Origin of the sequence: Flavobacterium xylosi (assembly GCF_042787345.1) — a bacterium.
In the GTDB taxonomy this organism is placed as follows: Bacteria; Bacteroidota; Bacteroidia; order Flavobacteriales; family Flavobacteriaceae; genus Flavobacterium; species Flavobacterium xylosi.
Map to the genome: position 1 here is coordinate 57,060 of NZ_JBHZPZ010000008.1, position 25,140 is coordinate 82,199.

20 protein-coding genes and 1 riboswitch are annotated in these 25,140 nt (G+C 33.4%); of the genes, 9 read left to right on the plus strand and 11 right to left on the minus strand.

What is annotated here, in order from left to right; all coding sequences use genetic code 11:
- Positions 1–7 precede the first annotated feature (7 nt).
- The 4 genes from ACFX5E_RS08305 to ACFX5E_RS08320 form a co-directional block, all read right to left on the minus strand.
- On the minus strand, positions 8–976 hold the full coding sequence (locus ACFX5E_RS08305; RefSeq protein ID WP_379854732.1) for an alpha/beta fold hydrolase: 969 nt from the start codon (positions 974–976) through the stop codon (positions 8–10).
- 79 nt (positions 977–1,055) lie between these two features.
- Positions 1,056–1,163, minus strand: a riboswitch (SAM riboswitch).
- Between the two features lie 256 nt (positions 1,164–1,419).
- Complete coding sequence (locus tag ACFX5E_RS08310) at positions 1,420–1,614, minus strand: hypothetical protein (protein ID WP_379854734.1); 195 nt, start codon at positions 1,612–1,614, stop codon at positions 1,420–1,422.
- A 215-nt stretch (positions 1,615–1,829) separates the two neighbouring features.
- Positions 1,830–2,132, minus strand: coding sequence for a hypothetical protein (locus ACFX5E_RS08315; protein WP_379854735.1), 303 nt, complete (start codon positions 2,130–2,132; stop codon positions 1,830–1,832).
- A 505-nt stretch (positions 2,133–2,637) separates the two neighbouring features.
- Positions 2,638–3,930 (minus strand): O-acetylhomoserine aminocarboxypropyltransferase/cysteine synthase family protein, encoded by a 1,293-nt coding sequence (locus ACFX5E_RS08320; protein WP_379854736.1) that lies wholly within the window; start codon positions 3,928–3,930, stop codon positions 2,638–2,640.
- A gap of 751 nt (positions 3,931–4,681) precedes the next feature.
- Between ACFX5E_RS08320 and metK the strand changes: the two genes are divergently transcribed.
- A complete protein-coding gene (gene metK / locus ACFX5E_RS08325; RefSeq protein ID WP_379854737.1) occupies positions 4,682–5,932 on the plus strand; it encodes a methionine adenosyltransferase in 1,251 nt (416 codons plus the stop codon).
- A 223-nt stretch (positions 5,933–6,155) separates the two neighbouring features.
- On the opposite strand, the gene ACFX5E_RS08330 is transcribed toward metK, so the two are convergent.
- Positions 6,156–8,858 carry a TonB-dependent receptor gene (locus tag ACFX5E_RS08330; RefSeq protein ID WP_379854738.1) on the minus strand — a complete coding sequence of 901 codons (2,703 nt, stop codon included), beginning with the start codon at positions 8,856–8,858 and terminating at the stop codon, positions 6,156–6,158.
- A 388-nt stretch (positions 8,859–9,246) separates the two neighbouring features.
- On the minus strand, positions 9,247–10,137 hold the full coding sequence (locus tag ACFX5E_RS08335; RefSeq protein WP_379854739.1) for a GLPGLI family protein: 891 nt from the start codon (positions 10,135–10,137) through the stop codon (positions 9,247–9,249).
- Between the two features lie 116 nt (positions 10,138–10,253).
- Here ACFX5E_RS08335 and ACFX5E_RS08340 point away from each other — a divergent pair, with 116 nt between their 5' ends.
- The 4 genes from ACFX5E_RS08340 (at position 10,254) to ACFX5E_RS08355 (ending at position 12,620) form a co-directional block, all read left to right on the plus strand.
- Positions 10,254–11,045, plus strand: coding sequence for a hypothetical protein (locus tag ACFX5E_RS08340; protein WP_379854740.1), 792 nt, complete (start codon positions 10,254–10,256; stop codon positions 11,043–11,045).
- Complete coding sequence (locus tag ACFX5E_RS08345) at positions 11,045–11,659, plus strand: deoxynucleoside kinase (protein WP_379854741.1); 615 nt, start codon at positions 11,045–11,047, stop codon at positions 11,657–11,659. The genes ACFX5E_RS08340 and ACFX5E_RS08345 overlap by 1 nt, the downstream gene beginning before the upstream one ends.
- Before the next feature lie 293 nt (positions 11,660–11,952).
- Positions 11,953–12,249: a type II toxin-antitoxin system HigB family toxin gene (locus ACFX5E_RS08350; protein ID WP_379854742.1), complete on the plus strand. Its 297-nt coding sequence runs from the start codon at positions 11,953–11,955 to the stop codon at positions 12,247–12,249.
- Between the two features lie 2 nt (positions 12,250–12,251).
- Positions 12,252–12,620 carry a helix-turn-helix domain-containing protein gene (locus ACFX5E_RS08355; protein WP_379854743.1) on the plus strand — a complete coding sequence of 123 codons (369 nt, stop codon included), beginning with the start codon at positions 12,252–12,254 and terminating at the stop codon, positions 12,618–12,620.
- A gap of 65 nt (positions 12,621–12,685) precedes the next feature.
- Here ACFX5E_RS08355 and ACFX5E_RS08360 read toward each other — a convergent pair whose 3' ends face one another.
- From ACFX5E_RS08360 to ACFX5E_RS08380, 5 genes are all read right to left on the minus strand, one after another.
- The gene (locus tag ACFX5E_RS08360; protein WP_379854744.1) at positions 12,686–15,142 is read right to left on the minus strand and encodes a sodium-translocating pyrophosphatase; all 2,457 of its coding nucleotides are present in this window, start codon (positions 15,140–15,142) and stop codon (positions 12,686–12,688) included.
- Positions 15,143–15,254: 112 nt separating this feature from the next.
- Entirely contained in the window at positions 15,255–15,785 is a 531-nt protein-coding gene (locus tag ACFX5E_RS08365; RefSeq protein ID WP_379854745.1) for an inorganic diphosphatase, read from the minus strand.
- 101 nt (positions 15,786–15,886) lie between these two features.
- The gene (locus tag ACFX5E_RS08370) at positions 15,887–16,495 is read right to left on the minus strand and encodes a DNA-3-methyladenine glycosylase family protein (RefSeq protein WP_379854746.1); all 609 of its coding nucleotides are present in this window, start codon (positions 16,493–16,495) and stop codon (positions 15,887–15,889) included.
- A 133-nt stretch (positions 16,496–16,628) separates the two neighbouring features.
- Positions 16,629–19,115, minus strand: coding sequence for a DUF5686 and carboxypeptidase-like regulatory domain-containing protein (locus ACFX5E_RS08375; protein WP_379854747.1), 2,487 nt, complete (start codon positions 19,113–19,115; stop codon positions 16,629–16,631).
- 63 nt (positions 19,116–19,178) lie between these two features.
- Positions 19,179–20,156: a pyruvate dehydrogenase complex E1 component subunit beta gene (locus ACFX5E_RS08380; protein WP_379854748.1), complete on the minus strand. Its 978-nt coding sequence runs from the start codon at positions 20,154–20,156 to the stop codon at positions 19,179–19,181.
- Between the two features lie 362 nt (positions 20,157–20,518).
- Between ACFX5E_RS08380 and ACFX5E_RS08385 the strand changes: the two genes are divergently transcribed.
- The 4 genes from ACFX5E_RS08385 to ACFX5E_RS08400 all read left to right on the plus strand — a co-directional run bounded on the left by ACFX5E_RS08385 (position 20,519) and on the right by ACFX5E_RS08400 (position 25,040).
- Positions 20,519–20,779, plus strand: a complete 261-nt coding sequence (locus tag ACFX5E_RS08385; RefSeq protein WP_379854749.1) for a hypothetical protein — start codon at positions 20,519–20,521, stop codon at positions 20,777–20,779.
- Positions 20,780–20,847: 68 nt separating this feature from the next.
- The gene (locus ACFX5E_RS08390) at positions 20,848–21,534 is read left to right on the plus strand and encodes a GLPGLI family protein (protein WP_379854750.1); all 687 of its coding nucleotides are present in this window, start codon (positions 20,848–20,850) and stop codon (positions 21,532–21,534) included.
- Positions 21,534–24,182 (plus strand): carboxypeptidase-like regulatory domain-containing protein, encoded by a 2,649-nt coding sequence (locus tag ACFX5E_RS08395; RefSeq protein WP_379854751.1) that lies wholly within the window; start codon positions 21,534–21,536, stop codon positions 24,180–24,182. The genes ACFX5E_RS08390 and ACFX5E_RS08395 overlap by 1 nt, the downstream gene beginning before the upstream one ends.
- 111 nt (positions 24,183–24,293) lie before the next feature.
- Entirely contained in the window at positions 24,294–25,040 is a 747-nt protein-coding gene (locus tag ACFX5E_RS08400; RefSeq protein ID WP_379854752.1) for an electron transfer flavoprotein subunit beta/FixA family protein, read from the plus strand.
- Positions 25,041–25,140 lie beyond the last annotated feature (100 nt).

Genomic DNA, 25,140 nt, shown 5'->3' on the forward strand with positions numbered 1-25,140 from the left:
ATTGTATTTATGCTTGAAAAATACCTGCAAGCAATTTGTCTAATTGATTGTATTCTATCAAAAAAGCATCATGACCATTAATGGAAACGATTTCCTGATAGGAAACATTATTTTTATATTTTTTTATTTCTTGATAAGTCGCTTTATTTTCATCTGCAGTAAAAAATAAATCAGAATTGATTCCGATGATATGAATATCGGCTTCAATTCTTGAAACTATTTCTTCAAATGAACCTGTATTTCTGGTGACATCTATCGTTTTCAGTAATTGGTTCATCATTTTATAAGACGAAAGCTGAAACCGTTTTTGCAATTTCGTTCCATGATGACTCAACCAACTTTCCACATTAAAAATGGCCAATTCTTCGTTTGTAGTCCGTTGGAATTTTTCTTTGAAAGATTTTGGAGTACGGTAGCACAACATGGCATGAATCCTGGCATCCTCAATCGGTTTTCGAGAGTTATTTAGAATTTGCTCTTGCAAAAAACAATTAGCTATCAACCAATCCGTCGATTTCCAATCCGTAGCGATAGGAATCAAATGCTTTGTAAGTGTAGGTTCTAAAGCGGCTATTTCCCATGCGATTCCTCCTCCTACTGAACCTCCGATAATCGCATATAACTGTTTGATTTCAAGAAATTTTATCCCTTCAATAAACGATTTTGCAATATCTCTGGCATTGAAATCCAAATAGTTTTCTATTATAGTTTCATCATTGCCATTGCCGGGTACATTAAATGCTAGTACGGTATATTTATTAGTGTCAATTGTTTTATTTTCACCAATTAAATCATTCCACCAACCGTTTTTTCCAATAACTTGGGAATTTCCGGTTAAAGCGTGATTTACTAAAACGATTGGTGCAGTATTTAATTCCGGTCCAAAAACTTGAAAACTCAAGTTAAGGTCAGGATAAAGCGCGCCACTTTCGGTAGTGAAATTTTGTAATGTAATATGGGTTGGTTTATTTTCCAATTTCAAATCTTTTATGATTTTTGATTTGTGTCTGGAAATATTATAAAGAAAAAACTAGGGTAAACCAGTTAAATTCTTGTTGTTATCTTTCCACGTTTGGCGCGGTAGAATGCAGCACCTTCTTCGATAAATCGAAGGGTTGCTAAGGCTTCATTGGGTCTAATCCCTCGTCCTTTCTTTATAACATTTCAATACGTTTGTGAACTTAAAGGAACAAATTAACTACAAATTTTTTAAAGAAACAAATTTTTTAAAGAATTGATTATTATTAATTAGCAACTTGAGATTGAATATAAGCACAAAAAAGCATCCATTTAATTGAATGGTGCTTTTAAGATTTTGGATGGAATTCTAAACTTAAGAAAGTCTTTTTTTACCATATAAAACAATGAATTTTAAAAAAAAATTTTGAATATTACTAATCAATAAAAGTTTGTTTTAAATCATATGAAAAGAATCTCGTTTTCTTGGGAATACATTAAAGCCAATAATGAATTAGATCCTTTTTCTCCAAAACTACCAGTGGTTTTCACTTCAAACCTAGGATGAATTAATTCATTTTCCGGTTGAAGTTCTTTTGTTTTTCTTGCCTTGAATTTCAAATTTGGCATTGACGAAATTGTCTTTAGTGTTTTCATGATAATTATTTTTTAGTTGTTTGTTTTTCGTATTAATTAAACTCCCAAAATCCCAGTTTGAAAGAACTGACATTGCTAACAATCAATTTTATTGCCAATAATAAATTAAACTAAAAAATAAATATCCCTTCTGTTTGTATTGTTAATTTGCGAAAGAAATTTCTTTAACTACACTCATTTATGGTTTTGATATTTTAACTTTTAATATACATTCATCAAAAGCAAGCTTTAACTATTTTCATATTAATTTTAATTACCCTTTTGACTTGCTTTTTGGTTAAGCATTTCCTGTCATACCCTTTAATGATAAGCTCTTTTAAATTTTCCCATTTTGCTCTCATATAAGGATATAATGACAACGATATCTCGTCTCCATTTTGTGAATTCTCATAATGCCTTTTGTATTCCTTGACATAATTATCATAATCATCCAGATATTTATCCCATTTATTAGTATGGATTTTGCCCCTTCTTTTCATAGTATTTTCCAATACAGAAACGTTTTCGTTTGCTTTCATGATTAAATTATTTTAATTAAAAAATTATTCTAATACTAAACAGTTGGCTATACCGCTTTTCTAATATGCTTTGATAATCCGAAAATGTGGTTTATTTGTGTAGGTTGTAATTTCTTACTTGCAGCCTTTAAAAATTAACAATTTGAAAAATAATTATTCTTTAGATTGTTAATTTTAGTGTTAAACAAATTTAATACAATAAAGGAATTAAAATAAAACATATCCGACCAACTAACACTATATCAGATATAAAGCATTTTTTTAAGATTATATTTCAGAAAAAAGTCATAAAAAGAAAAATAGTCATTAAGTCTAAAAAATAATACAAAAGCAATTGGTTTACAAAATCACCGTGATTCATTTAAATCATCCATAACAAAAGGATTTAAAAATTTGATTTACACGGTACCAAATTCTGCTTCACATTTTTCTTTTCTATTTTAAGAAAACTGCCTTTGGTCTAACCAATAAACCAAAGACAGTGTAACCGCCAAAAAACAAACTTTTATGCCACTTGTGATTTTTTTATACTTTCAAAAACGGTTTTCAAATCTCCTTTCAAATCTTCAATATCTTCTAAACCAACCGAGAGTCGGATTAAATCTTTGGAAACTCCTGTCGCAATTTGTTCCTCGTCAGATAATTGTTGGTGTGTGGTGCTTGCAGGATGGATAATCAATGATTTGGTGTCACCAATATTCGCCAGAAGAGAGAATATTTTGGTTTCATCTGCCACCTTTTTGGCAGCTTCAAATCCTCCTTTTAGCCCAAAAGTCACTACTCCACTTTGCCCCTTTGGCAAATATTCCTGACCTAAAAGATAATATTTACTCGATTTCAATCCCGGATAATTTACCCATGCCACCTCTTCCTGACTTTCTAACCATTGCGCAAGAGCCAATGCATTATCGCTGTGTCTTTGAATTCGGATAGGTAATGTTTCTAATCCTTGAATAATCTGGAACGCATTGAACGGGCTCAAAGCAGCGCCATAATCTCGCAAACCTTCAATACGAGCTTTAGCAATGAAAGCTGCATTTCCGAGCGCTTCGTGATACACTAATCCGTGATAACCGGCGGAAGGTTCTGTGAATTCCGGGAATTTTCCATTGGTCCAATCGAAATTTCCTGCATCAATAATAACACCTCCCAAAGAAGTTCCGTTACCCGTTATGTATTTCGTCAAGGAGTGAATGACAATATCGGCTCCGTATTGAATAGGATTTAATAAATAAGGAGACGCAACCGTATTATCCACAATAAAAGGCACTTTAGATGCTTTGGCCTCAGCCGAAATAGCTTTCAAATCCAATACGTCTAATTTTGGGTTCCCCAAAGATTCGACAAAAAATGCTCTGGTATTTTCTTGGACAGCATTTTTGAAATTAACCGGATTGGATGGATCTACAAATGTGGTGGTAATTCCTAACCTTGGCAATGTTACTTTTAATAAATTATACGTTCCGCCATACAAACTGTTGGAAGCCACAATATGATCTCCCGCTTTTAGCAATACCAATAATGTTGTGGCAATTGCGGCGGTTCCTGATGCAGTAACTACCGCTCCAATGCCTCCTTCTAAAGTCGCTAAACGTTGTTCTAGAATATCATTTGTTGGATTGTTTAATCTGGTGTAAATAAATCCAGGTTCAGCAAGATCAAAAAGGTTTGCGGCATGTTCCGAGTTATTGAAAACATAAGAACTGGTTTGATAAATAGGAACAGCTCTGGTTCCTGCGTTTTTTGTTACGTCGTGTCCCGCGTGTAGTGCGTTTGTTGCAAATTTTTGTGTGCTCATGATTTTTAGATTTTAATATTAGAATTATTTATTTTGTTATTAATTTTAGATTGTGATTCTTATTATTTTTTTCATTTATGCAGTATTTTTAGATTGTTGGTCAAAAAAAAGTCGTTTTGGATGGCTTACCAAAAGAATAGCAGATTGGGAAGCACATACGCAACATAAACTTACCATCATTTTTTTTGTTACTGCTTCAATAATCATGCTTGCATTTATAGATTTGACAAAATTGAATTTATAACTCTTTTTTTCTTCAAATGGTAAAGAGAAATCAACATAAAATAAAAAAACCCCTGCGGTTAGCAGAGGTCTTAATTATATGTTTTTAAAATTTAAAACTATACAATAGTGCGCTCTGCGGAAGTTTCCGGCATCATACAATACATATTGACACTAACTAAATTCATTTTTTGTTTATTTATTATAGCAAATTTGCAAACTATTTGTGAATCCACCAAATAAAAATCAATATATTTCACAAACTCTATGGGGCAACTAGGACATGTTAAATTAACTTTATTTAAATTAAAAAAAACAAAAGATTAATTTGCAATTCAAAATGGTTTCATACATTTGCACCCGTATACAAGAGGAAAAATTTGAACTGATTGCAACCTCTTCATAATGAAACGAATTCATTATGGATGCTGAAAAATTTTCAGTAGAAAAAATGCTAAAGCAGAAACTCTCCTTTAGTACTATTTCCAGCAATTATTTTCCTCCCTTTAATTTTAAATTTATATTTATTATGGCATATTTATTTACGTCAGAATCTGTGAGTGAAGGACATCCAGACAAAATTGCAGATCAAATTTCAGACGCATTAATTGATAATTTTTTAGCATTTGATTCAGAATCAAAAGTAGCTTGTGAAACTTTAGTTACAACCGGACAAGTGATTTTGGCTGGTGAAGTAAAATCTAATACCTATTTAGATGTACAACAAATCGCTCGTGATGTAATCAAGAAAATTGGTTACACGAAAAGTGAATATATGTTTGAAGCCAATTCTTGTGGAATACTTTCAGCAATTCACGAACAATCTGCTGATATCAATCAAGGTGTTGACAGAAAAAATCCTGAAGAACAAGGTGCCGGAGATCAAGGAATGATGTTTGGTTATGCAACTAATGAAACAGAAAATTACATGCCATTGGCACTTGATTTATCTCACAAATTATTGCAGGAATTAGCCATTTTAAGACGCGAAAATAATGAAGTCACTTATTTACGCCCTGATGCTAAATCTCAAGTTACCTTAGAATATAGCGATGACAACAAGCCAACACGTATAGAAGCTATAGTAATTTCGACACAACATGATGATTTTGACGAAGAAGCTGTTATGCTTGCTAAAATCAAAAAAGATATCGTTGAAATTTTGATTCCAAGGATTATTGCAAAAAACCCAAAACAAGCGCATTTATTCAATGATGCAATTCAGTACCATATCAATCCTACCGGGAAATTCGTAATTGGTGGACCTCATGGTGATACCGGACTTACGGGAAGAAAAATCATTGTGGATACTTACGGTGGAAAAGGGGCTCACGGTGGTGGTGCATTTTCTGGAAAAGATCCAAGTAAGGTAGACAGAAGCGCAGCTTATGCTACACGTCATATCGCTAAAAATTTAGTTGCAGCGGGTGTTGCTGAAGAAATTTTAGTACAAGTTTCTTATGCAATTGGTGTTGCAAAACCAATGGGTATTTTTATTGATACTTACGGGACATCGAAAGTAAACTTGACTAATGGTGAAATCGCTAAAAAAGTAGAAGCTATCTTTGATATGCGTCCTTACTTTATTGAGCAACGTTTGAAACTAAGAAATCCTATTTACAGCGAAACTGCCGCTTACGGTCACATGGGACGTACGCCAGAAACAGTTACTAAAACTTTCTCTGCTCCTGGTGGAAACGAAAAAACAGTTACTGTTGAATTGTTTACTTGGGAAAAATTAGATTTTGTTGACCAAGTTAAAACGGCTTTTGGATTGTAATAAGTCAAAGCATTTATATAGGAAACCGTCTTGTTTTATAAACGAGACGGTTTTTTTTAGCCCATTCCGAAGTCTCGGGAGGAAATGGAAATCCTTTCCTGATAACGATTCATTTTTTCTTATAAAAAAAGAGCGACTCCCGACCATTCGGGAGAAGCTCCTTTTTTTATTTAGAAAAATAATCTTTACAGGAAAGATTGAAATGTACAGCAGGATTAGCTCCTTATAAATTATACTTTAAAGAAAAAATTACATAGCGCGGCTGCACGGTATATTGGGATGTTCTGGTGGAGAATTGAGAGAAACTATCATCATTTAATGATGTTGTATTCAACAAATTGGTTCCACTGACTTTGTATTCTAACTTGCTTCCTTTCTTTTGATAAATTAAGCTCGCACTCAAGAAATCATACTCATTATTGACTGTTTTAGCGTTGTTGTAATAGTGGTAAAATTCAAATTCAGAAACGAATGAAAAACTTTTCAAGAAGAAATAATCCAATCTGGCAAAGGGTTTTTCCGTGTAAAAAGTAGAATTGTTATAATCATTTTTGACCACATTATAACCAAGTTCCAGATTGGGCATGTTTTTATAATTCGTTGAGGCTTTCACTGTATAGCTTTGTGTAAAACTTTCGTTTGTTGACAAAACGTTGTTTTGAATGTTGTTGAATTTCGACCAATTCAAATTGGCTCCCAAAGAGGCTTTGTAATTCTTCAAGAAAGAACGCCCATAGGAACCATTTCCTGACAGGGTTTCATCGGCAAAATCAGAATTGAAAGGCGATGAAGTTTGATTTACTCCGTTGAATACTGCCCTTGTTTTTATTGCATCAACTCTTTTAGAATAGGTGGCAAAAGCATTAATGTTTTCGAAATTAAACATGTTGTACTTGAAATAACGCAAAGAATGAACTTGCGCCGTTGCATTTTCCAATGTTCTGTTTCCTTTTGTCAAGCTGTTGTAATTGGAGAAAACATAACCTTCGGCCAATTGATTGATATCGGTAAAATTATTCGTGTACGAAAAATTATAAGTTAAACTTTCTGCTTTTTTAATTTGATAAATCGCCAAGAAATCAGGCAATGCTCTGAAGAAATCTTGACTATTACTAGTTCCTAATTGCTCATTTGTCATGTTATAGGAATGCAGACTTACTCCCGGAGTAAAAGTAAACTTCCCGCTTAATATTTTATAATGCAGACCCAAAAACGTATCGTTAAAATTATAATTCACATCATTCGTATTCGTTACATCATCTAAATTATTAACTGTTTCATTGTCTAAAACTTGAAAAATACCGGAGTTGAAGTTTTGATTTGAATAGGTATTCCCCAATGTTACGTTGATATTACTTTTTGGGGTAAGCATGTAATAATAATCCAACTTGGCATCGAGTTTATTGGTTTTTACAAAACGGTTTTGATTAATATCATTTCTGTTTTGACCAGAAGTATAACCCGCCAAACTAAAGGGTTGCGATTGTAAATTAGCGTTATAGAAGGGATCTTCTTCTTGGTACAAATGTTGCATTTCGAAAGCAAAAATATTTTTATCACTTTGGGTATAATACAAACTCAGGTTTTGATTTGCCGAAATTGGATCCTGTTTTTTCAAAGTACTGATGATTTCCGTTTGAGAATTATTGTTTACAATAGATTCTCTGAGCAACGAATTATTTTCATCTTGCTGAGACAATTTCGTCAATATATCATAATCAAATTGAAACTTTGTGCTAGGTTTATAACTGGAGCTCAATTTGAACAATCCTAAATTACTTTTTTGAAGCGCTACTTCCTGGCGGTTTTCTGTTGACAGTATTTCGGAAGAATTGGGCTGTAAAATATTCGTTTGCGACTTGGTTTCTAAATCCGTTAAAGAAGAAGAAATAATTCCAAAACCACTTAAACTCCAAGCTTTATTCACATTATAAGAGAAATTTGTAGCTCCAAATTGGGTTTCAATATCTTTAGCGCGATTATTCCTTAACAGTGAAATTCCTAAATCATTAGAAGAAACAGTAAAACTTGACCCACCTTTTTGCATCATGCCTCTAAAACCTCCCGTAAATTTAAAATAATCCTGAACCGTCAATGGAAGTTCCCCAATATTATTAAAGTTTGAAATAAGATTTATGCTATATTTTGGACTGTAATAAAACAATTTTGGATTAATCAAATAACGGCTTTCTTTATGCGCTACTCCAATTCCCGCGGTCATATCTCCAAACCAGAAATTTTTCTTTCCTGATTTCAGTTTGATATTCATGGCTACATTGTCCTGATTGTTCTCCACTCCCTTTAAAATAGAATTCTCGTTGTAGTTGCGTAACACTTGGATTTTATCGATGGCATCCGCAGGAATGTTTTTGACGCCCAACTTTGTGTCTCCGTCAAAAAAATCTTTTCCTTCCACCATTAGTTTGGTGACTTTCTTCCCTTCAACCTCAATTTCACCATCAGCATTTACCTCAACGCCCGGTAGTTTTTTCAATAAATCTTCCAGTTTGCGTTCTGTTCCAGTCTTGAAAGAATCTCCATTATAAACGATGGTATCCCCTTTTATTGAAACTGGCATTTCACGTACAATTTCTACACCATCCAGTTCTATTCCGCCCTCTTCAAGAGCAATATTATTACTGCTGTTTTCAGTAGTTGTTACAATTGCAAGCTCTTTATTTTGCATTCCCAAATAACTAACCTTAAGAACATAGGAAGTATTAGGTTTTAAATTAAGAATATATTTTCCTTTGTCATTTGTTATGGCGTACGAGTCCATTGCTTTTGTAACTTGATTCACCGCCATTACATTGGCCATCTCCAGACCAACCGATTTTGAATCAGTGATGATACCTTCTAGTTTTATGGATTGAGAAAAGGAAATTGAGGTAATAAAAAATAAAGCCAGTATTATTGATTTTTTCATTTAGGGATAAAGGGTAAAATCTTAGTAATTACTTTTAAAGGTTCATTATGATATATCTTTATGACTACCCACTAAACGGAACATGATTATTTTTTACTATCATCAACAATGAGATTAAGAGAATAAGAGACAATATTGTCTAAAAAATATCAAAAAAAATTATTGCTTTTCGTGAATGCCGATTGATATCTCTATTTCTTTGTTTTAGTTAAAACAGAACAAAGACAGCATCTTATAACCTCTTGATCTCAATGTTTAAAAATTATACTGTTTCCTCTATTAGATTTAATATTTTGAGGGGTTTACAAATTTTTTTTTGTGATTTTTAATTTTAATAAAGATATTGAAATGTTTTTTTGGTAATAATAAGGGACAGTCATATATACCTTTATCCCCCTATTCTTATTTGCATTCCGCCATTTCCACCTCTTCCTTGGTTCATTTCTCTTAATTCTTCCATTTTTTTAATTACCGTTTCATCAAAGTCTTTTTGAGAAATCACTTTCCCTTTTGTTGGCGCCTTTATATCAGCTTTTACTTTTGAGTTCAAAACTACTTTTGAACACAAGATAACCGTTTTACCATCATTAACTTCTAATATCAAACCAGGTAAACCCCAATAGTTTTCCGGACCTTGATTCACTGGGATTTCCGGAGTATACCAAGCTGTAATTGTAACTTCTTTAGGCATGTCCATCTCATCCATGAAGCTCGTTTTCTTAGTAGCATCAGCAGGTTTTGCAGTTGCAGCTTCTTCTTTTTTAGGTCTGAAATTTCTAAAATCTGTTTTACTTGCTGGACGAACTGCAGTCGCTTTGAAACAATTATACCCACCGATAACTCTGGTTTCGGATTCCATCTTCCATTTCAAATTAGGCAAAGAATCTTTTACTAAAAATTCTTTTCCCATGAAATCTTTATCAACCGTATAGGATTTGTCTTTTACATTTTTGTAAAAAGTTCCTCCGCCACCTGTCATGGAAGCCATCATTCGCATGCCACCACCACCTTGACCTGGAGCGTCTAATTTTTCTTCTTCTTTATATATGGAAGCTGATTTATCAAAATTAAGAATGAATGTTTTTTCGAACATTTTTTTCATTCTTTCCTCGATCATTTTCTGCATATCCGGAGTCATATCCTTATTTCCTTGCATTCGGGTTTTAAAATCAGAGGTACTTGTTTTTGATTCATAAATCGCCATCCCTTGAAATTCTTGTGCATGAAGCCCCAAAGAGGAAGCTACTGCAAATACTAAAACGAAGATTATTTTATACATGATTATTAAATTTTTATTGATAAGACTGTGAGTTCCTGTTTCTGTTACAATTATGCTGTTAAATTAACAGTTAGACTTTTATAATTGTATAAGGTTTAATCGTAATTTAGCATTCTATGAAAAAAGGTATAATTCTGTTCTTTATCACTCTCACCTCTATTGTTTTTGGACAAAACCAAAAACTGACGGCTACGAAAATTGGCTTCGTCCCTTTGGATTGTGATCAATTTTTGGAATATGATCAATTTGGTTTTTATTACTACGTTAAAAACAATGTTTTATTTAAAACTAACGAAAAAGAGTACTTTGAGTATAAGAATATTTCTTTAGGTAAAATTACAAAAGTAGATTTGCTGAATCCGCTTACTGTTGTTTTGTTCTATGAAAATTTCAATACAACTATTTTGCTCGACAATCAATTGAATGAAACCCAAAAGATTAACTTTTCTGAGAATCAAATTCCAATAATGGTTGGTGCAATTGGGTTAGCTTCACAAAATCAGTTATGGATTTATAACAATTTAACCCAACAAATAGGTCTTTTTGATTTTTTAAAAAAAGAATACAATACGGTCTCCATCCCGTTCGTGAAGAATATAAAAAAATATCAAACTGATTTCAATAACTTTTATTGGATTGACGAAGAGAATAATTGGTACAGTTGTGACCTGTTTGGAAAAATAATCTTCAAAGAAAAAATACCACCTTTTGATTCCATTGAAATAATAAACGAAAATAAATACCTCTTTAGAAAGGACAATATTCTAATTTATGAGAATACCGAAAATGATTTAAAATTTGAAATTGAAATTTCAGAAAAAACGTTTAAAAAATTCTATTACAAAGACCAAATTTTATCTATTTTTACAGCAGAGGGAATTACAAATTATAAAATCACAATACCGTAATGCACATAGCAGTAGCAGGAAACATTGGCTCAGGAAAAACAACTTTGACGCGTTTATTAGCAAAACATTTCAAGTGGGAACCTCATTTTGAAGACGTAGTAGACAACCCTTACCTGGATGATTTCTACCATCAAATGGAACGTTGGTCATTTAATTTACAGATTTATTTCTTAAACAGTCGTTTTCGTCAAGTGATGCAAATTCGCGAAAGCGGTAAAAAAATTATTCAGGACAGAACTATTTATGAAGATGCACATATTTTTGCACCAAATCTTTATTCGATGGGTTTGATGACGAATCGTGATTTTCAAAATTACACTTCTCTTTTTGAATTAATGGAATCTACGGTTAAGGCACCTGATTTATTGATTTATTTAAGAAGTTCTATCCCAAATTTAGTGGGGCAGATTCACAAACGAGGACGTGAATATGAAAACTCTATTTCTATTGATTATTTAAGCCGTCTAAACGAGCGTTATGAAGCTTGGATTCACACTTACAGCAAAGGAAAGTTATTAATTATTGATGTCGACAACATCAATTTTGTCGACAACCCCGAAGATTTGGGAACCATTATTAATAGAATTGACGCCGAGTTACATGGCTTGTTTTAGAATAAATTTAGACCTATATTTTAAAGATGCCTCACTTTCGTGAGGCATTTTTGTTTACAAAGATTTCCACGACTCTACATTTGTTTTATTAAGCTTATTGCGTTCTCTAAATTATAAGAGCCATCAATAGCATTATTGTCAAAAATCATCATTTTTATAATTAAAATTTATCCCAACACAACAAAATGAAAGGATAGACATTTTCACAATTCAATCAGTAATAAATTAAAACATAAAAATTGTTTTTTCCCAAATAGGGAATTTTTAACTATCTTTGACATAGAAAATAATGTATGAGAATAATCGCTAAAAGAACCTTGCAAAATTTTTGGGAGCAATATCCAAACTCAAAACAGCAATTATTGGCATGGTATCGGGTGTTTGATAAAAAAGAATTTGAGAATTCGAATGCTATAAAATCTATTTTTGGTTCAGCGGATTTTATTGGAAATAATAAAGTCGTATTTAATATTTGTGGCAACCATTATCGATTAATCGTAAAAATTAATTATGAAACACAAATAGTCTATATTTTATTTATTGGAACTCATCCCGAATATGACGATTTGAAAGACATTAAAAACTTATAAAAATGGAAATAAATCCTATAAAAACAGAAAAAGATTATGATTTAGCTTTAGAAAGAATAAACATTCTTTTTGATGCTAAACCAAATACAAAAGAAGGGGATGAATTAGATATCCTAGTCACTCTAGTAGAAAAATATGAACAAACACATTATCCTATTCCTGAGCCAGATCCAATTGAAGCGATTAAGTTTATGATGGAACAAAACGGACTTACAGATGCTGATTTAGGAGTCATTTTAAACAGTCGCTCGAGAGTAACTGAAATTTTTAAACGTAGAAGAGCATTAACTATTAAACAAATTAGAGTTTTAACAGAAACACTCCATATTCCAGCTTCAACTTTAATCAAAGAATATGCCTTAGAACAATAATTTTATAATTTCAAACGAAAATGCCCCGCAATTGCGAGGCATTTATTATTTAACAGCAAAATCTATTATTTCAACGCATCAATTTTAGCTTGAACTTCTGCATCCGTTCCTTCAAAATTTTGGGTGGTAACTTTCCCGTTTATGCTTGTTTTAATTGTAGCCTTTACTTTTCCGTCAACACTTGTTTTTTGAATTGAAACTTCTTTAGAAACAATATGGTCAGGCATTGCCGCATTCATATATTTACACGTTTTACTTGTGCATCCCTTTGCCAAACATTCGGCTGCAGACATTGAAGTACACATTTCAGAAACAGCGCAACAAGAAGCTTTATTAGCCAATGTATGGCTTCCTTCACCTAAAATTGGTGCAATTACCAATCCAATCAAACAAGTCAATTTAATCAAAATGTTCATCGATGGTCCAGAAGTATCTTTGAATGGATCTCCAACAGTATCTCCAGTTACTGCAGCTTTGTGCGCATCAGAACCTTTGTATGTCATTTCTCCGTTGATTAGAACTCCGGCTTCAAATGATTTCTTGGCATTATCCCAAGCACCACCCGCATTATTTTGGAAAACTGCCCAAAGCACACCAGAAACGGTAACACCGGCCATATAACCACCTAACATTTCGGCAATTAATTGGTTGTTGTCTCTGTAAACTAATTTCCCAAGTAGAACAATTGCAATTGGAAAACCAATAGTCATAATTCCCGGCAACATCATTTCACGCAAAGCTGCTTTGGTAGAAATATCAACGCATTTTGCATATTCCGGTTTCCCAGTTCCTTCCATAATTCCTGGAATTTCTTTGAACTGACGACGCACTTCATAAACCATATCCATTGCTGCTTTCCCAACGGAATTCATCGCTAATGCCGAGAAAACTACCGGTATCATTCCACCAACGAAAAGCATTGCTAGAACGGGTGCTTTAAAAATATTGATTCCGTCAATTCCTGTAAAAGTCACATACGCAGCAAATAAAGCCAATGAAGTTAATGCCGCTGAAGCAATAGCAAAACCTTTTCCCGTTGCAGCGGTGGTATTCCCAACAGAATCTAAAATATCCGTTCTGGTACGCACTTCTTTTGGTAATTCACTCATCTCTGCAATTCCTCCAGCATTATCAGATATTGGTCCAAAAGCATCGATTGCTAATTGCATTGCAGTTGTCGCCATCATTGCTGAAGCCGCTAATGCCACTCCATAAAATCCTGCTAAAGCATAAGAACCCCAAATTGCCGCAGCAAATAATAATACCGTTGGAAAGGTAGAAATCATTCCAGTTGCTAGACCAGCAATTACGTTAGTTCCTGCACCAGTACTTGATTTTTGAACAATCGCCATAACAGGTTTTGTTCCTAATCCCGTGTAATACTCCGTAACTGATGAAATGACTGCTCCAACCGTTAATCCAACAAGGGTTGCATAAAAAACTCTCATAGACGAAATATCTTGAATCCCTTCTCCGAAGAAATTCATTTTCATCGTTTCAGGTAGCATATATTGTACTAAAAAGTAACAAGCTACACCAGTTAATAAGATAGAAACCCAGTTTCCAATATTCAATGCTTTTTGAACTTGCGCTTCTTTTGCATTTTCATCCGTAATTTTCACTAACATCATTCCGATGATAGAAACTAAAATTCCAAAACCAGCAATTGCCATTGGTAATAAGATAGGACCAATTCCGCCGAAAACATCTTTAATATTCCCGCCCATATCTTTAATCACGTAATTCCCAAGAACCATCGCGGCTAAAACTGTCGCTACATAAGAACCGAATAAATCAGCACCCATTCCGGCAACATCTCCTACGTTATCTCCTACATTATCTGCAATAGTGGCTGGATTACGAGGGTCATCTTCTGGAATTCCTGCTTCTACTTTACCCACTAAATCAGCACCAACATCGGCTGCTTTTGTATAAATACCACCTCCAACACGGGCAAACAAAGCAATTGATTCCGCTCCAAGTGAAAACCCAGCTAATGTTTCCAGCACTTTGGTCATATCTTCTGATGAAGTCCAAACGCCACCCATAAAATAATTATAGAAGAAAATAAAGAAACTTGTCAAACCCAACACCGCTAAACCGGCAACTCCCAATCCCATTACTGTTCCGCCACCAAAAGAAACTTTCAGCGCCTGCGGCAAACTGGTACGGGCTGCTTGTGTGGTTCTTACGTTAGTTTTTGTTGCTATTTTCATTCCCATATTTCCGGCGAAAGCAGAGAAAAATGCTCCAAAAATAAAAGCAACAACTATTAATATATTGGTGGTGTGAAATAAATAAGACATTCCTGCAAGAACTACACTTGCACCCACTACAAAGAAAGCCAATAACCTGTACTCAGCATTAAGGAATGCCAGCGCCCCTTCATAAATATAATCTGAAATCTCTTTCATTTTACCGTCTCCGGCATCTTGTTTTAAAACCCATTTTCTTTTTCCCAGCATAAATGCCAGTCCAATAAATGCCATGACTATTGGCAAATAAATCATTATTGTATTCATAATTTTGGTTTGGTTTTTGGTTATTTTTAATAATGTAACGAAACGAATTTAAACAAAAAAGCAATACTCTTAACGGAGTATTGCTTTTTTGTTTAAATTATATGTGCGGGAATTATTTAATGCTAAATAATCCTTCTGGTTTATTTTCAATATCTTCAAAACGCTTTGTACATTCCTTGATAATGGCATAAGCTTCATTTACATCTCCCCAACCACCAACATCTACAGTTTTGTTTTCAAGATCTTTATATACTTGGAAGAAATGCTCGATTTCTTTTAGTAAATGCGGATTCATATCAGACAAATCATTTAATGAATTCCAGATTGGATCAGAAACCGGTACACAGATTACTTTTTCGTCTGGCCCTTTATCGTCTGCCATGTGAAAAACACCGATTGGTTTTACTTCCATTACACATCCAGGAAAAGTAGGTTCATTTACTAATACTAGAACATCCAGTGGATCTCCGTCTAAAGCTAATGTTTCAGGGATAAATCCGTAATCAGCAGGATACATCATGGATGAAAAAAGCATTCTGTCAAAACGCATTCTTTTTATTTCGAAATCATATTCGTATTTATTTCTACTTCCTCTTGGTATTTCGATTAGAACATCGAAAGTCGTTAATTTGTCTGCAGTCATTTTAATTTTTTCTTTTCTATAATTATGGGTGCAAAAATAAGCAAACCATACGTTTTTACAATGAAAAATCCATGTTATCTCTATATTAAACTTTCACAAAATTAATATTGATACACTATAGTTCTGTTTCTTTTGTTCAAATAATAATGCCATAATAGAAATGTGGCATAAGATCGATACGGACTCCACTGTACCGCATGAATTTCCATGGCTTCTTTTTCGTGAATATCTAGTAATTCTTTTATTGTATTTACAACAGCAATATCTCCTAGCGGGAGCAAATCCGGGGCCTGCAGACAAAACATCAAATAAATATCTATGGTCCAGTTTCCAATTCCTTTTATTTTAATGAGTTCTTGTCGTACTTGATCCGCTGTTTTGGTTGGCAAGCTTTCTAAATCGATATCCTTATTTAATATTGCAATTGACAACGCTTTGATATAAGAGGTTTTTTGACGGCTTACGCCAAGGGTTCTAAATTCTTCATCAGGCAACTTCAGGAGAATACCCGGTTCAAATATTTTTATCTTTTCTCTTAGTTTTAAAAAAGTGGCTTTGGCTGAATCTATCGAAACTTGTTGTTCCAATATTAACAACACTAAAGTCTCAAAACCTTGTGGTCTTTTTGGAATAGTCGGAAGCCCATATTTTTCAATAATTAGTTTAAAAATGGTGTCTTTTTCAGAAAGATATTCAATAGCTTGTTGCATAATCTAATTTTTTTAGCCCAGATAGAAACGGCATCCTTTTTATCTCGTTTTCCAAACGAGATAAAAAGATACAGTGTATAGCTGGATTAGCTTCAAATAAAAATAACAGGTTTAAATCTGAAACAAATTCCCATTAAAAATAGAATCCAAACGATCCTTTTACAGAAAAACGATTGGTATCGGGAGTATTCAAATAACTGCCTCTCCAAGCGAAATCAATGCGCAAAAATTTGAAAATATTCCCAATTCCTGCTTGGTATTCCCAATACACATTCTCCGGCGCATTATAGGCTAACCCCGAAGCATTTATCGCTCTATTAGCATCTGATATCGTTCCATAAACTCCTTTTACCCCGATGATTTCTCTCCAATTGAGTTTTCTCATAAAAGGGATTCTCGAAAAGAATCTTCCTTGAAAATTATGATTCCACTGCAAGGTGGTGTATTGATCCGATAGAAACTCATAAAAATTGAGGTTGTTAAAGGTGCTTTCGTTAGAAAAGAAGGTTTGATTCCCGGGGATAACACTCATCAATCCCAAAGGAATTGTCCCAAAGGTTTTCCCCACTTCAAGAATTATATTGGAGCGTCCTAAAGGCCCTATTATTATAGGTTGTTTATAATACAATTGAATTTTTTCGTACTTAAAATCACTATCCAGGAACCCTTTAAATCCGTGACTGTAATTGACAGAAATCTCACTATAAGGACTGTCTACAATATCTCTTTCTACGGCAAACCCAATGGTTTTTCTTTTAGGTGTGAAACCTACCCGAAAATTGAATTCCGATTGTTTCACATCGCTTTTAGTAATTGTCTTCGCTGCATCTGTATAGTAGTCTAAGCTAAATGTCGGCGAAGCAGACTCTAAGGTTCGATAGGAAAACCCCGTTTGAAAAGTTAAGTTTTTAACCGGTTCAATTTCTAAACCAAATGTACTTAAATTGATATTCGTCAGCTTACCATTATTACCCGAAGCAAAAATCGTTGAAGAAGCATTACTTCGACCCAAGACATCTGTGGAAGCGGTTAAACTCGAGCCTATTTGTTCAACATCACGCCTATTTCCTCCAGATAAAATAAGTCGGTTTTTCTTATCGACCATCCATTTTCCTGAAAATCCGTATTTAAATTTATCATCTTTAAATCCATACGCAGCATATCCTTGCAATCTCCATGTATCCGCTGTGCCAAAATAAGTTCTTGCTCCGGTACGCAGTCGAAGACCTTCCACTTCATTGTATCCAAATGTTGAAAAAACAGGACCATAATCGATATGCCCAAACTGGATATACCCACTGGCAAGCACCATTACTGAACTTGATATTTGTTTGAATTTTTTAACGGTCTTCAAGGTGTCCAGCATTTTATATACACCTAACTCATCTTTGCTCAAATTTTCGAAACGGTTTTCTTGCCAAAATTCATCTGGTTTATCGTAAACCGCTTTATCCATATAATTGACCTCCTCTTTATAGAATGAAGCTGGTTTCTCTTTATTGAATTCATGGTTTCTGTAGAAGGAGGTTCTCTTTCCATACAATCCTTTTGATTTTTCTTTTTTGTTTAAAGCGAAATCCGACATTAAATAATCACGGGTCAATAAAAAAACCGAATCATTGACCACATCAAATTCCTGCTCTAAATAAATATCTTTTACCCAGTTGATGTTAGCGCTTTTTGTAACCGCCATATTTATTTTTTTGATCGCAAATGTGGAATCATTTACCCAAAAATCACCCTTAAAAGTCAATTCGTTCTTGCGTCGGGGATAAAACACAATATTGTAACACCATTTTTTATCTACAAACGCACTGTCCCGCAACACATAATTATAAACATCAATTCCGGCAGTTGACAGCGGGCTGGTGAAACTTTTATCAAAAAAAGTAAGGTGATTGTCGTAGATATTATAATCCGAATACAAATCTTTCACGAAAGTCAAAATTTGCTGATTCCCCTCAAAACCCGAAGTTTTGTTGGCTTTCATTATCTCTTTTACCTTCTTCAATTTAGTATCTCCATATACATCATACAAAGCTTCATTGATAAAAATAGGTAAATACGTTTTTCCGGTAATTCTGGAAGTATCTACCTGATCAAAAATAAATTCCATGCCTTTGAAAAGTTTACTTTTCATAAACGCACTGTCAATCGTATTCATGTCAAACTCTACTTTCTCATACTTTTCCATTTGGTATTGAGCAAATAGATTCAACCCGTTTTTGCGCTTGTGTTCCCAAATTTTTCTAAGAATATCAAGTGCTGGATTGTTTTTCTTTGAAGTTTTTCCCGCAAAAATCACTACTTCTTTTAGGCTTTCGGCTTCACTCAACTGAATTTTGAAATTATAATTTACCGGTTTATCTAACGAAATCTCTTTTTCTGAAAATCCTACCGAGGACACTACAATTGCGGGATAGGTCTTTTGGGATTCTATGTAAAAACGACCATCTTCATTGGTAACTATTCCTTCATTCGAGTCTTTGAAAACTACATTTGCAAAGGGAATAGGCTGACCTGCTTTATCGACAACAATGCCACTCACTTTTGTTTGAGCAAAAATGTTATTCGCAAATGCGAATAAAAAAAGCAGACTGAATAATAGGATTTTTTTCATAATTATAAAAAAAAACTTCATCAAATGTTCGTATGATGAAGTTTCTTTTGCATTGTTATTTGATTATTTGTAAAGTACTTTTTTTACCGCTTTTACAACATCACCGGCATTAGGCAACCATTCTTTCAGTAAAACTGGAGAATAAGGCGCTGGTGTATCCGCTGTGGTGATTCGCTGAATAGGCGCATCAAGAAAATCAAAAGCACGTTCTTGAACTAAGTATGTAATCTCCGAAGAAACACTTGCAAAAGGCCACGCTTCCTCAAGAATTACCAATCGGTTTGTTTTTCTTACTGAAGTCAAGATTGTTTCGAAATCCAAAGGACGAACTGTTCTTAAATCGATAATTTCACAGGAGATTCCTTCTTTTGCTAATTCATCAGCAGCGATGTACGCTTCTTTGATTATTTTTCCGAAGGATACAATCGTAACATCCGTTCCTACACGTTTTACGTCAGCAACACCAATTGGAATCGTATATTCACCATCTGGAACTTCTCCTTTATCACCGTACATTTGCTCTGATTCCATAAAAATTACAGGATCATTATCACGAATAGCCGATTTCAATAGTCCTTTTGCATCATAAACGTTAGAAGGAACCACAACTTTAAGTCCTGGAGTATTTGCAAACCAGTTTTCTAAAGCTTGTGAGTGTGTTGCTCCTAATTGCCCTGCTGAAGCGGTTGGTCCACGAAAAACGATTGGCACATTAAATTGCCCACCAGTCATTTGACGCATTTTAGCGGCATTATTTATAATTTGATCAATTCCCACTAAACAGAAATTGAATGTCATATATTCTACAATTGGTCTACACCCGTTCATCGCTGATCCTACTGCGATTCCAGTGAAACCTAGTTCAGCAATTGGAGTATCAATTACTCTTTTTTCTCCAAATTCAGCAAGCATACCTTTCGATGCTTTATAGGCACCATTATATTCTGCAACTTCTTCACCCATTAAGTATATGGACTCATCCAGACGCATTTCTTCACTCATCGCTTCGCAAATAGCCTCTCTAAATTGTATAGTTCTCATAGTTGTATATTGTATGTGTGTAATTTTCGAAAAGCAAAAATAAATATTTAAAACCACTTAAATGCATAAATTACTTTAAAATAATCAGGAGCTATTTCCCGCTAACCGCTATATCTTCTTGCAGTCTAGTTCTAAAAAACTAGACCGCAAGAAGGATGCCGCTTTTATCCGGGCTACGAAATCGATGTAATACACCTTATTTATATTTTGATTGATTGTTTTAGTAGAATTTACACCTCTATACCAAAGATTTCTAAAATATAATTTTCTTCAATTTAATAATTATTAAAAAATTAAGTTTTTTCTTGCAAGAGTCATTTTTTTTTTTTTATTTAGCAAGTATAACCTTAAAACATTATACTATGAAAAAATTATTATTTACAGCAGTTGCATTAATTGCTTTTTCTGGCTTAGCGGTGGCCAATAACGAGTCAAAAACTGTTAGCAACACTGAAAAGTTACAATTAACAAGAGAAAAAAATACAAAAACGAACACTTTAGAAAAAAAAGATGCTTGGTTTTGCTATAAAAGCTCTGAATCATCAAGTTATAATGGTTTAAATGGCGTAACAACCGTTACAACTACTTATAATTGCACTTGGTATTCCTTAGCGGCTGAATAAACCGAACATATTAAATACATAAATACGAAAGGGTGAAACCCCCTTTCATTTTTTTAATCAAACCACATATGAATTATAATTTATTTTCAATCGTACTTATATTGTTTTTTAATTTTGCAACTGCACAAACTCTAAAGGCTATTCTTATGGAAAAACCAATTAAAGGAATTGGAGACGAGACAGCACTTTCTGACAAATCACTTAAACCAATGATTTTTTCCTATCTATATTCAGAAAATAAATCAATACAAAATTTGATTTCGAACGAAAAATCCTCAATTGACACAACCTATATCGAAAAATATGGAATAAAACACGCAACAACATCGTCCATAAGTCGACCTTCGTCTTTCATTAGATATAAAGATTTCAATTTAAAAAAATTAAAAGTTGTTTTTACTCAAGATAACAAGGACATAAACATAAAAGAATCATTACCCGTATTTAACTGGAAATTAATCAATGAATCCAAGGCTATTAACGGCTACGCGTGTAAAAAAGCAACTACAATCAATACGACATTCAACTCCAATCAATCCATCGTTGCTTGGTACACTGAAGATATACCTATTAACGATGGACCCATGCACTACAGCGGCTTACCCGGATTAATAATACAAGTGGAGATTAGCAATATTACAGTTTTAACTTTTGACAAATTGGTTTTTAGCAAAGAAAACACAGCAATTGAGGAACCTAACAACAGGGCTACAGAAATGAGTTTCAGTGACTATTCGAAACAAAGTAACAAATAATGATTCATTTTTTTCAGGATATTTCTTCACTAAAAAAGCAGTTTCTCTGCTTTTTTTTATTGTTTGCTGTACCTATATTTTCTCAAAATAACGTGACCGGTTCAGTCGTGGACATCTCCAGTAAACCAATAAGTCAGGCTACAGTACAATTAAAAGATATTGAAAATGATGAAATTATCGCTTTTTCCTTTTCTAACACTTCAGGAAATTTTCGCTTAGTGGTAGACAAGAAAGGTTTGTATATCCTAAAAATAAGTTGTCTAGGTATAAAGTCGTTCACAAAAGAGATTGAAATAACAAATAATTTGTTAGACGTAGGCAAAATTACATTAGAAGAAAACAAAATTGATCTAGACAATGTAATCATTAAGAACGAGGCTGCGGGAATGACTGAAATTGGCGACACACTAAGATACCGGATCGAAAAATTTCTAAATGGTACCGAAGAAACTTTGAAAGATGTCATCAAAAAGTTACCCGGCTTAGACATAGACTCTCAAGGCAAAATCAAAGCAAATGGAAAAGAAGTAGACAAACTTTTAATTGATGGAGAGGAATTTTTTATTAACCAACAAAAAACAGCTACCGAAAACATCACTGCTGAAATGGTTAAAAATATTGAGTTAATAAAAAACTATACTGAATTTAAGACTATTAAAAAAAACAATAAATCTGAGATTACTGCATTAAATATCAACATCAAAGAACAATTCAAAAACAGACTTACAGGAAACGTATCCGCGGGTGCTGGCGATAACAAATATAAATTACACGCCACACTATTTAATTTTAGCAAAAAAACGTTATTTAGTCTGATTAGCGATTCCAATAATACGGGAGAACTTTCGATGAACATTGACGATTACACCAAATTTACAAATCAAAAAGAAGAGGGTACTATTGGTGAAACTACATTTTCGAAAAATGATGATTTACCCCGGTTTTTAACCATTGGAAATAATGTAAAAGAACGATCATCCTATTTTACAGGTTTAAATCTAAAATATTCCCCCAATAAAAAAACACAGTTAAACTTTTACGCGATTTTCAATGGTGTAGATCAAATAGAACAACAGTCAAATACGCAATTCTACTCGTCCAACTCTGGTATTTTCTCCAATAAAGATAGAAGAGACATCAATGAAGAAACAATTTTCACCAACTCCTCTTTAGATATTGCCCACAAACCAAATGAAAAAACACTAATCAGCTATAAAGGGTTCTTTTCAGGCGTGAACAAATCGAATTCAGTTGCAATCGATAACAATGGAAACCAATTAAATAACTCAAACGAAAAAATAGATTATGCATTCAATCATCAATTGAATTTAACTACCCTACTCGAAAATGACAAAGGCTTTAATTTTTCTTTAAAACAGCAAATTCTAAAAAAATCAAACCTTTTAAATATCGAATCAAATCTTCCTTTTTTAGCTTTAAACTTTGAAAATGATACCTACAAAATTATTCAAAATAGCGACTTAAACAAGAATAATATAGATGTGAATGCCAATTATACTTTCAACGTAAAAAAGACAGCCAACGCATTTTTTATGGAGTCATCGTCTCGAAAGGATAATTATAAAAGCACTGAAGAGCAATTTCCGCAATTTGAAAATGACATAATCACTGAGAACAGCGTTCAAAGTTTAGGATTGCAAACTAAATTTAAATTTTCTACAAAAACTACATTCTCATCTGCTTTATCCTACTCCAGAATTCAATTTAAAATGGACAATTCAACCGACATAAAGTGGTTATTTACTCCCAAATTAAGCTTGAAAACAGATTTCAACTCCAATCACTATCTCAAATTATCTTTTTCCAGAAACAACAGCCTCACACAAGCAGAAAATTTAATACCCAACAGTATTATTAGTGACTACAGAACCATTTACTCAAATGTGAACCTTCGATTAAACAGTGTGTCACCAAACAATCAAGTAGGAATTGATTATTTCTATTTTAACAATAAAAGAAAATTATCCATTATTTCTAATGTTTCATATTATAAGGCAGCAAATATCATTTCCAATAACTCCAGTGCCGATGCAGCGGTAAATTTGATTCAATATCAGTTGGCTCCCTTTGAAAACCGTTTTAATTCGATGCTTTATTCAGAGAAAACACTTTCTTTCGTTCCCTTTTCAATTAGAGCAAGTGCTTCTTATTCCTCCAGCTCTAAAATCTTATTTTCAAATAACCTTAAGCAAAATTTAAAAACAGAATCGACTTCTGGATATATTTCCTTTGTATCAAGATTAAGACAAACCAGTTTACAATTTGAAACCGGAGTAGCAATCTCAGAAGACATATATAAAGATGTTTTTTTTAGTAATCGTATTTCAATAGTAAATCCTTTTATCGAAACTAGTTTTAAAATTTCCAATACTATCTCATTCATAAATAAATTCTCGTACAAAAAAATAAGCGCTTCCACTTCATCCAACGAAATTTATCAGCTTAGTCCAAGACTTCGTGTAAATTTCCCAAAGTCGAAAGTTGAAATAAGCGTAATAGCGCACGATATTCTGAACATTAAAAATTACGAACAAATTACATTAACGCGATTCGATAATTTTACAGAAGAAAGAATTTCTCAATCGCTAACAGGTTATTATTTGTTAAATATTAAATTTAAACTGTAAAGTAACGAAATCGTAATAGTTTAACAAAAAAATATTATGCATGCATAGTATTTTATTGGAATTAATATTTTAAATTTGTAAAAGAAATTAAGAATAATTAAAAATATATTTATGAAAATATTAGTTTGCATCAGTCACGTTCCTGATACTACTTCAAAAATCAACTTTATCAATGGTGACTCTGAATTTGACACTAATGGCGTACAATTTGTGATTAACCCAAATGATGAATTTGGTTTAACACGTGCCATCTGGTTTCAAGAGCAACAAGGCGCAACGGTTACAGTTGTCAATGTTGGAGGACCGGAAACAGAACCAACTTTAAGAAAAGCATTAGCAATAGGTGCAAACGAAGCTATTCGTGTAAATGCTAATCCAACAGACGGATTTTTTGTTGCTAAGCAACTTGCTGAAGTAATCAAAAACGGCGGATACGATGTTATTATCGCTGGAAAAGAATCTTTGGATTATAATGGGGGAATGGTTCCTGGAATGATTGCCGGAATCTTAGGATACAACTTCTTGAATTCTTGTACTTCCCTAACGGTTGACGGCACAAATGTAAAAGCAGTTCGTGAAATTGATGGCGGAAAAGAAACCGTTGCTACTACTCTACCCTTAATTATTGGTGGACAAAAAGGATTGGTTGAAGAAAAAGACTTGCGTATTCCAAACATGAGAGGAATTATGACTGCTCGAACTAAAGCATTAACTATTCTTGAGCCTGTTGCTGCACCAATAGAGACTAAAGCAGTAAAATTTGAAAAACCAGCTCCAAGATCTGCGGTGAAATTAATTTCTGCAGATAATTTAGACGAATTAATCAATTTATTACACAACGAAGCGAAAGTAATCTAACTGTCATAAAGTCGAATGTCGAAAGTCAAAAGGACAGTAGTTTACACTAATTACCCTTTATGACTTTAGACTTTAAACCTTTAGGACTAAAACAAAAATT

Excerpts from the sequence above, each read along its gene's own strand:
- ACFX5E_RS08385 (WP_379854749.1), top strand. The coding sequence starts at position 20,519 with ATGAAAAAATTATTATTTACAGCAGTTGCATTAATTGCTTTTTCTGGC.
- ACFX5E_RS08340 (WP_379854740.1), top strand. The coding sequence starts at position 10,254 with ATGAAAAAAGGTATAATTCTGTTCTTTATCACTCTCACCTCTATTGTT.
- ACFX5E_RS08370 (WP_379854746.1), bottom strand. The coding sequence starts at position 16,495 with ATGCAACAAGCTATTGAATATCTTTCTGAAAAAGACACCATTTTTAAA.
- ACFX5E_RS08315 (WP_379854735.1), bottom strand. The coding sequence starts at position 2,132 with ATGAAAGCAAACGAAAACGTTTCTGTATTGGAAAATACTATGAAAAGA.
- ACFX5E_RS08365 (WP_379854745.1), bottom strand. The coding sequence starts at position 15,785 with ATGACTGCAGACAAATTAACGACTTTCGATGTTCTAATCGAAATACCA.
- ACFX5E_RS08310 (WP_379854734.1), bottom strand. The coding sequence starts at position 1,614 with ATGAAAACACTAAAGACAATTTCGTCAATGCCAAATTTGAAATTCAAG.
- ACFX5E_RS08380 (WP_379854748.1), bottom strand. The coding sequence starts at position 20,156 with ATGAGAACTATACAATTTAGAGAGGCTATTTGCGAAGCGATGAGTGAA.
- ACFX5E_RS08395 (WP_379854751.1), top strand. The coding sequence starts at position 21,534 with ATGATTCATTTTTTTCAGGATATTTCTTCACTAAAAAAGCAGTTTCTC.
- ACFX5E_RS08400 (WP_379854752.1), top strand. The coding sequence starts at position 24,294 with ATGAAAATATTAGTTTGCATCAGTCACGTTCCTGATACTACTTCAAAA.
- ACFX5E_RS08320 (WP_379854736.1), bottom strand. The coding sequence starts at position 3,930 with ATGAGCACACAAAAATTTGCAACAAACGCACTACACGCGGGACACGAC.
- metK (WP_379854737.1), top strand. The coding sequence starts at position 4,682 with ATGGCATATTTATTTACGTCAGAATCTGTGAGTGAAGGACATCCAGAC.
- ACFX5E_RS08335 (WP_379854739.1), bottom strand. The coding sequence starts at position 10,137 with ATGTATAAAATAATCTTCGTTTTAGTATTTGCAGTAGCTTCCTCTTTG.
- ACFX5E_RS08355 (WP_379854743.1), top strand. The coding sequence starts at position 12,252 with ATGGAAATAAATCCTATAAAAACAGAAAAAGATTATGATTTAGCTTTA.
- ACFX5E_RS08330 (WP_379854738.1), bottom strand. The coding sequence starts at position 8,858 with ATGAAAAAATCAATAATACTGGCTTTATTTTTTATTACCTCAATTTCC.
- ACFX5E_RS08390 (WP_379854750.1), top strand. The coding sequence starts at position 20,848 with ATGAATTATAATTTATTTTCAATCGTACTTATATTGTTTTTTAATTTT.
- ACFX5E_RS08375 (WP_379854747.1), bottom strand. The coding sequence starts at position 19,115 with ATGAAAAAAATCCTATTATTCAGTCTGCTTTTTTTATTCGCATTTGCG.
- ACFX5E_RS08345 (WP_379854741.1), top strand. The coding sequence starts at position 11,045 with ATGCACATAGCAGTAGCAGGAAACATTGGCTCAGGAAAAACAACTTTG.
- ACFX5E_RS08360 (WP_379854744.1), bottom strand. The coding sequence starts at position 15,142 with ATGAATACAATAATGATTTATTTGCCAATAGTCATGGCATTTATTGGA.
- ACFX5E_RS08350 (WP_379854742.1), top strand. The coding sequence starts at position 11,953 with ATGAGAATAATCGCTAAAAGAACCTTGCAAAATTTTTGGGAGCAATAT.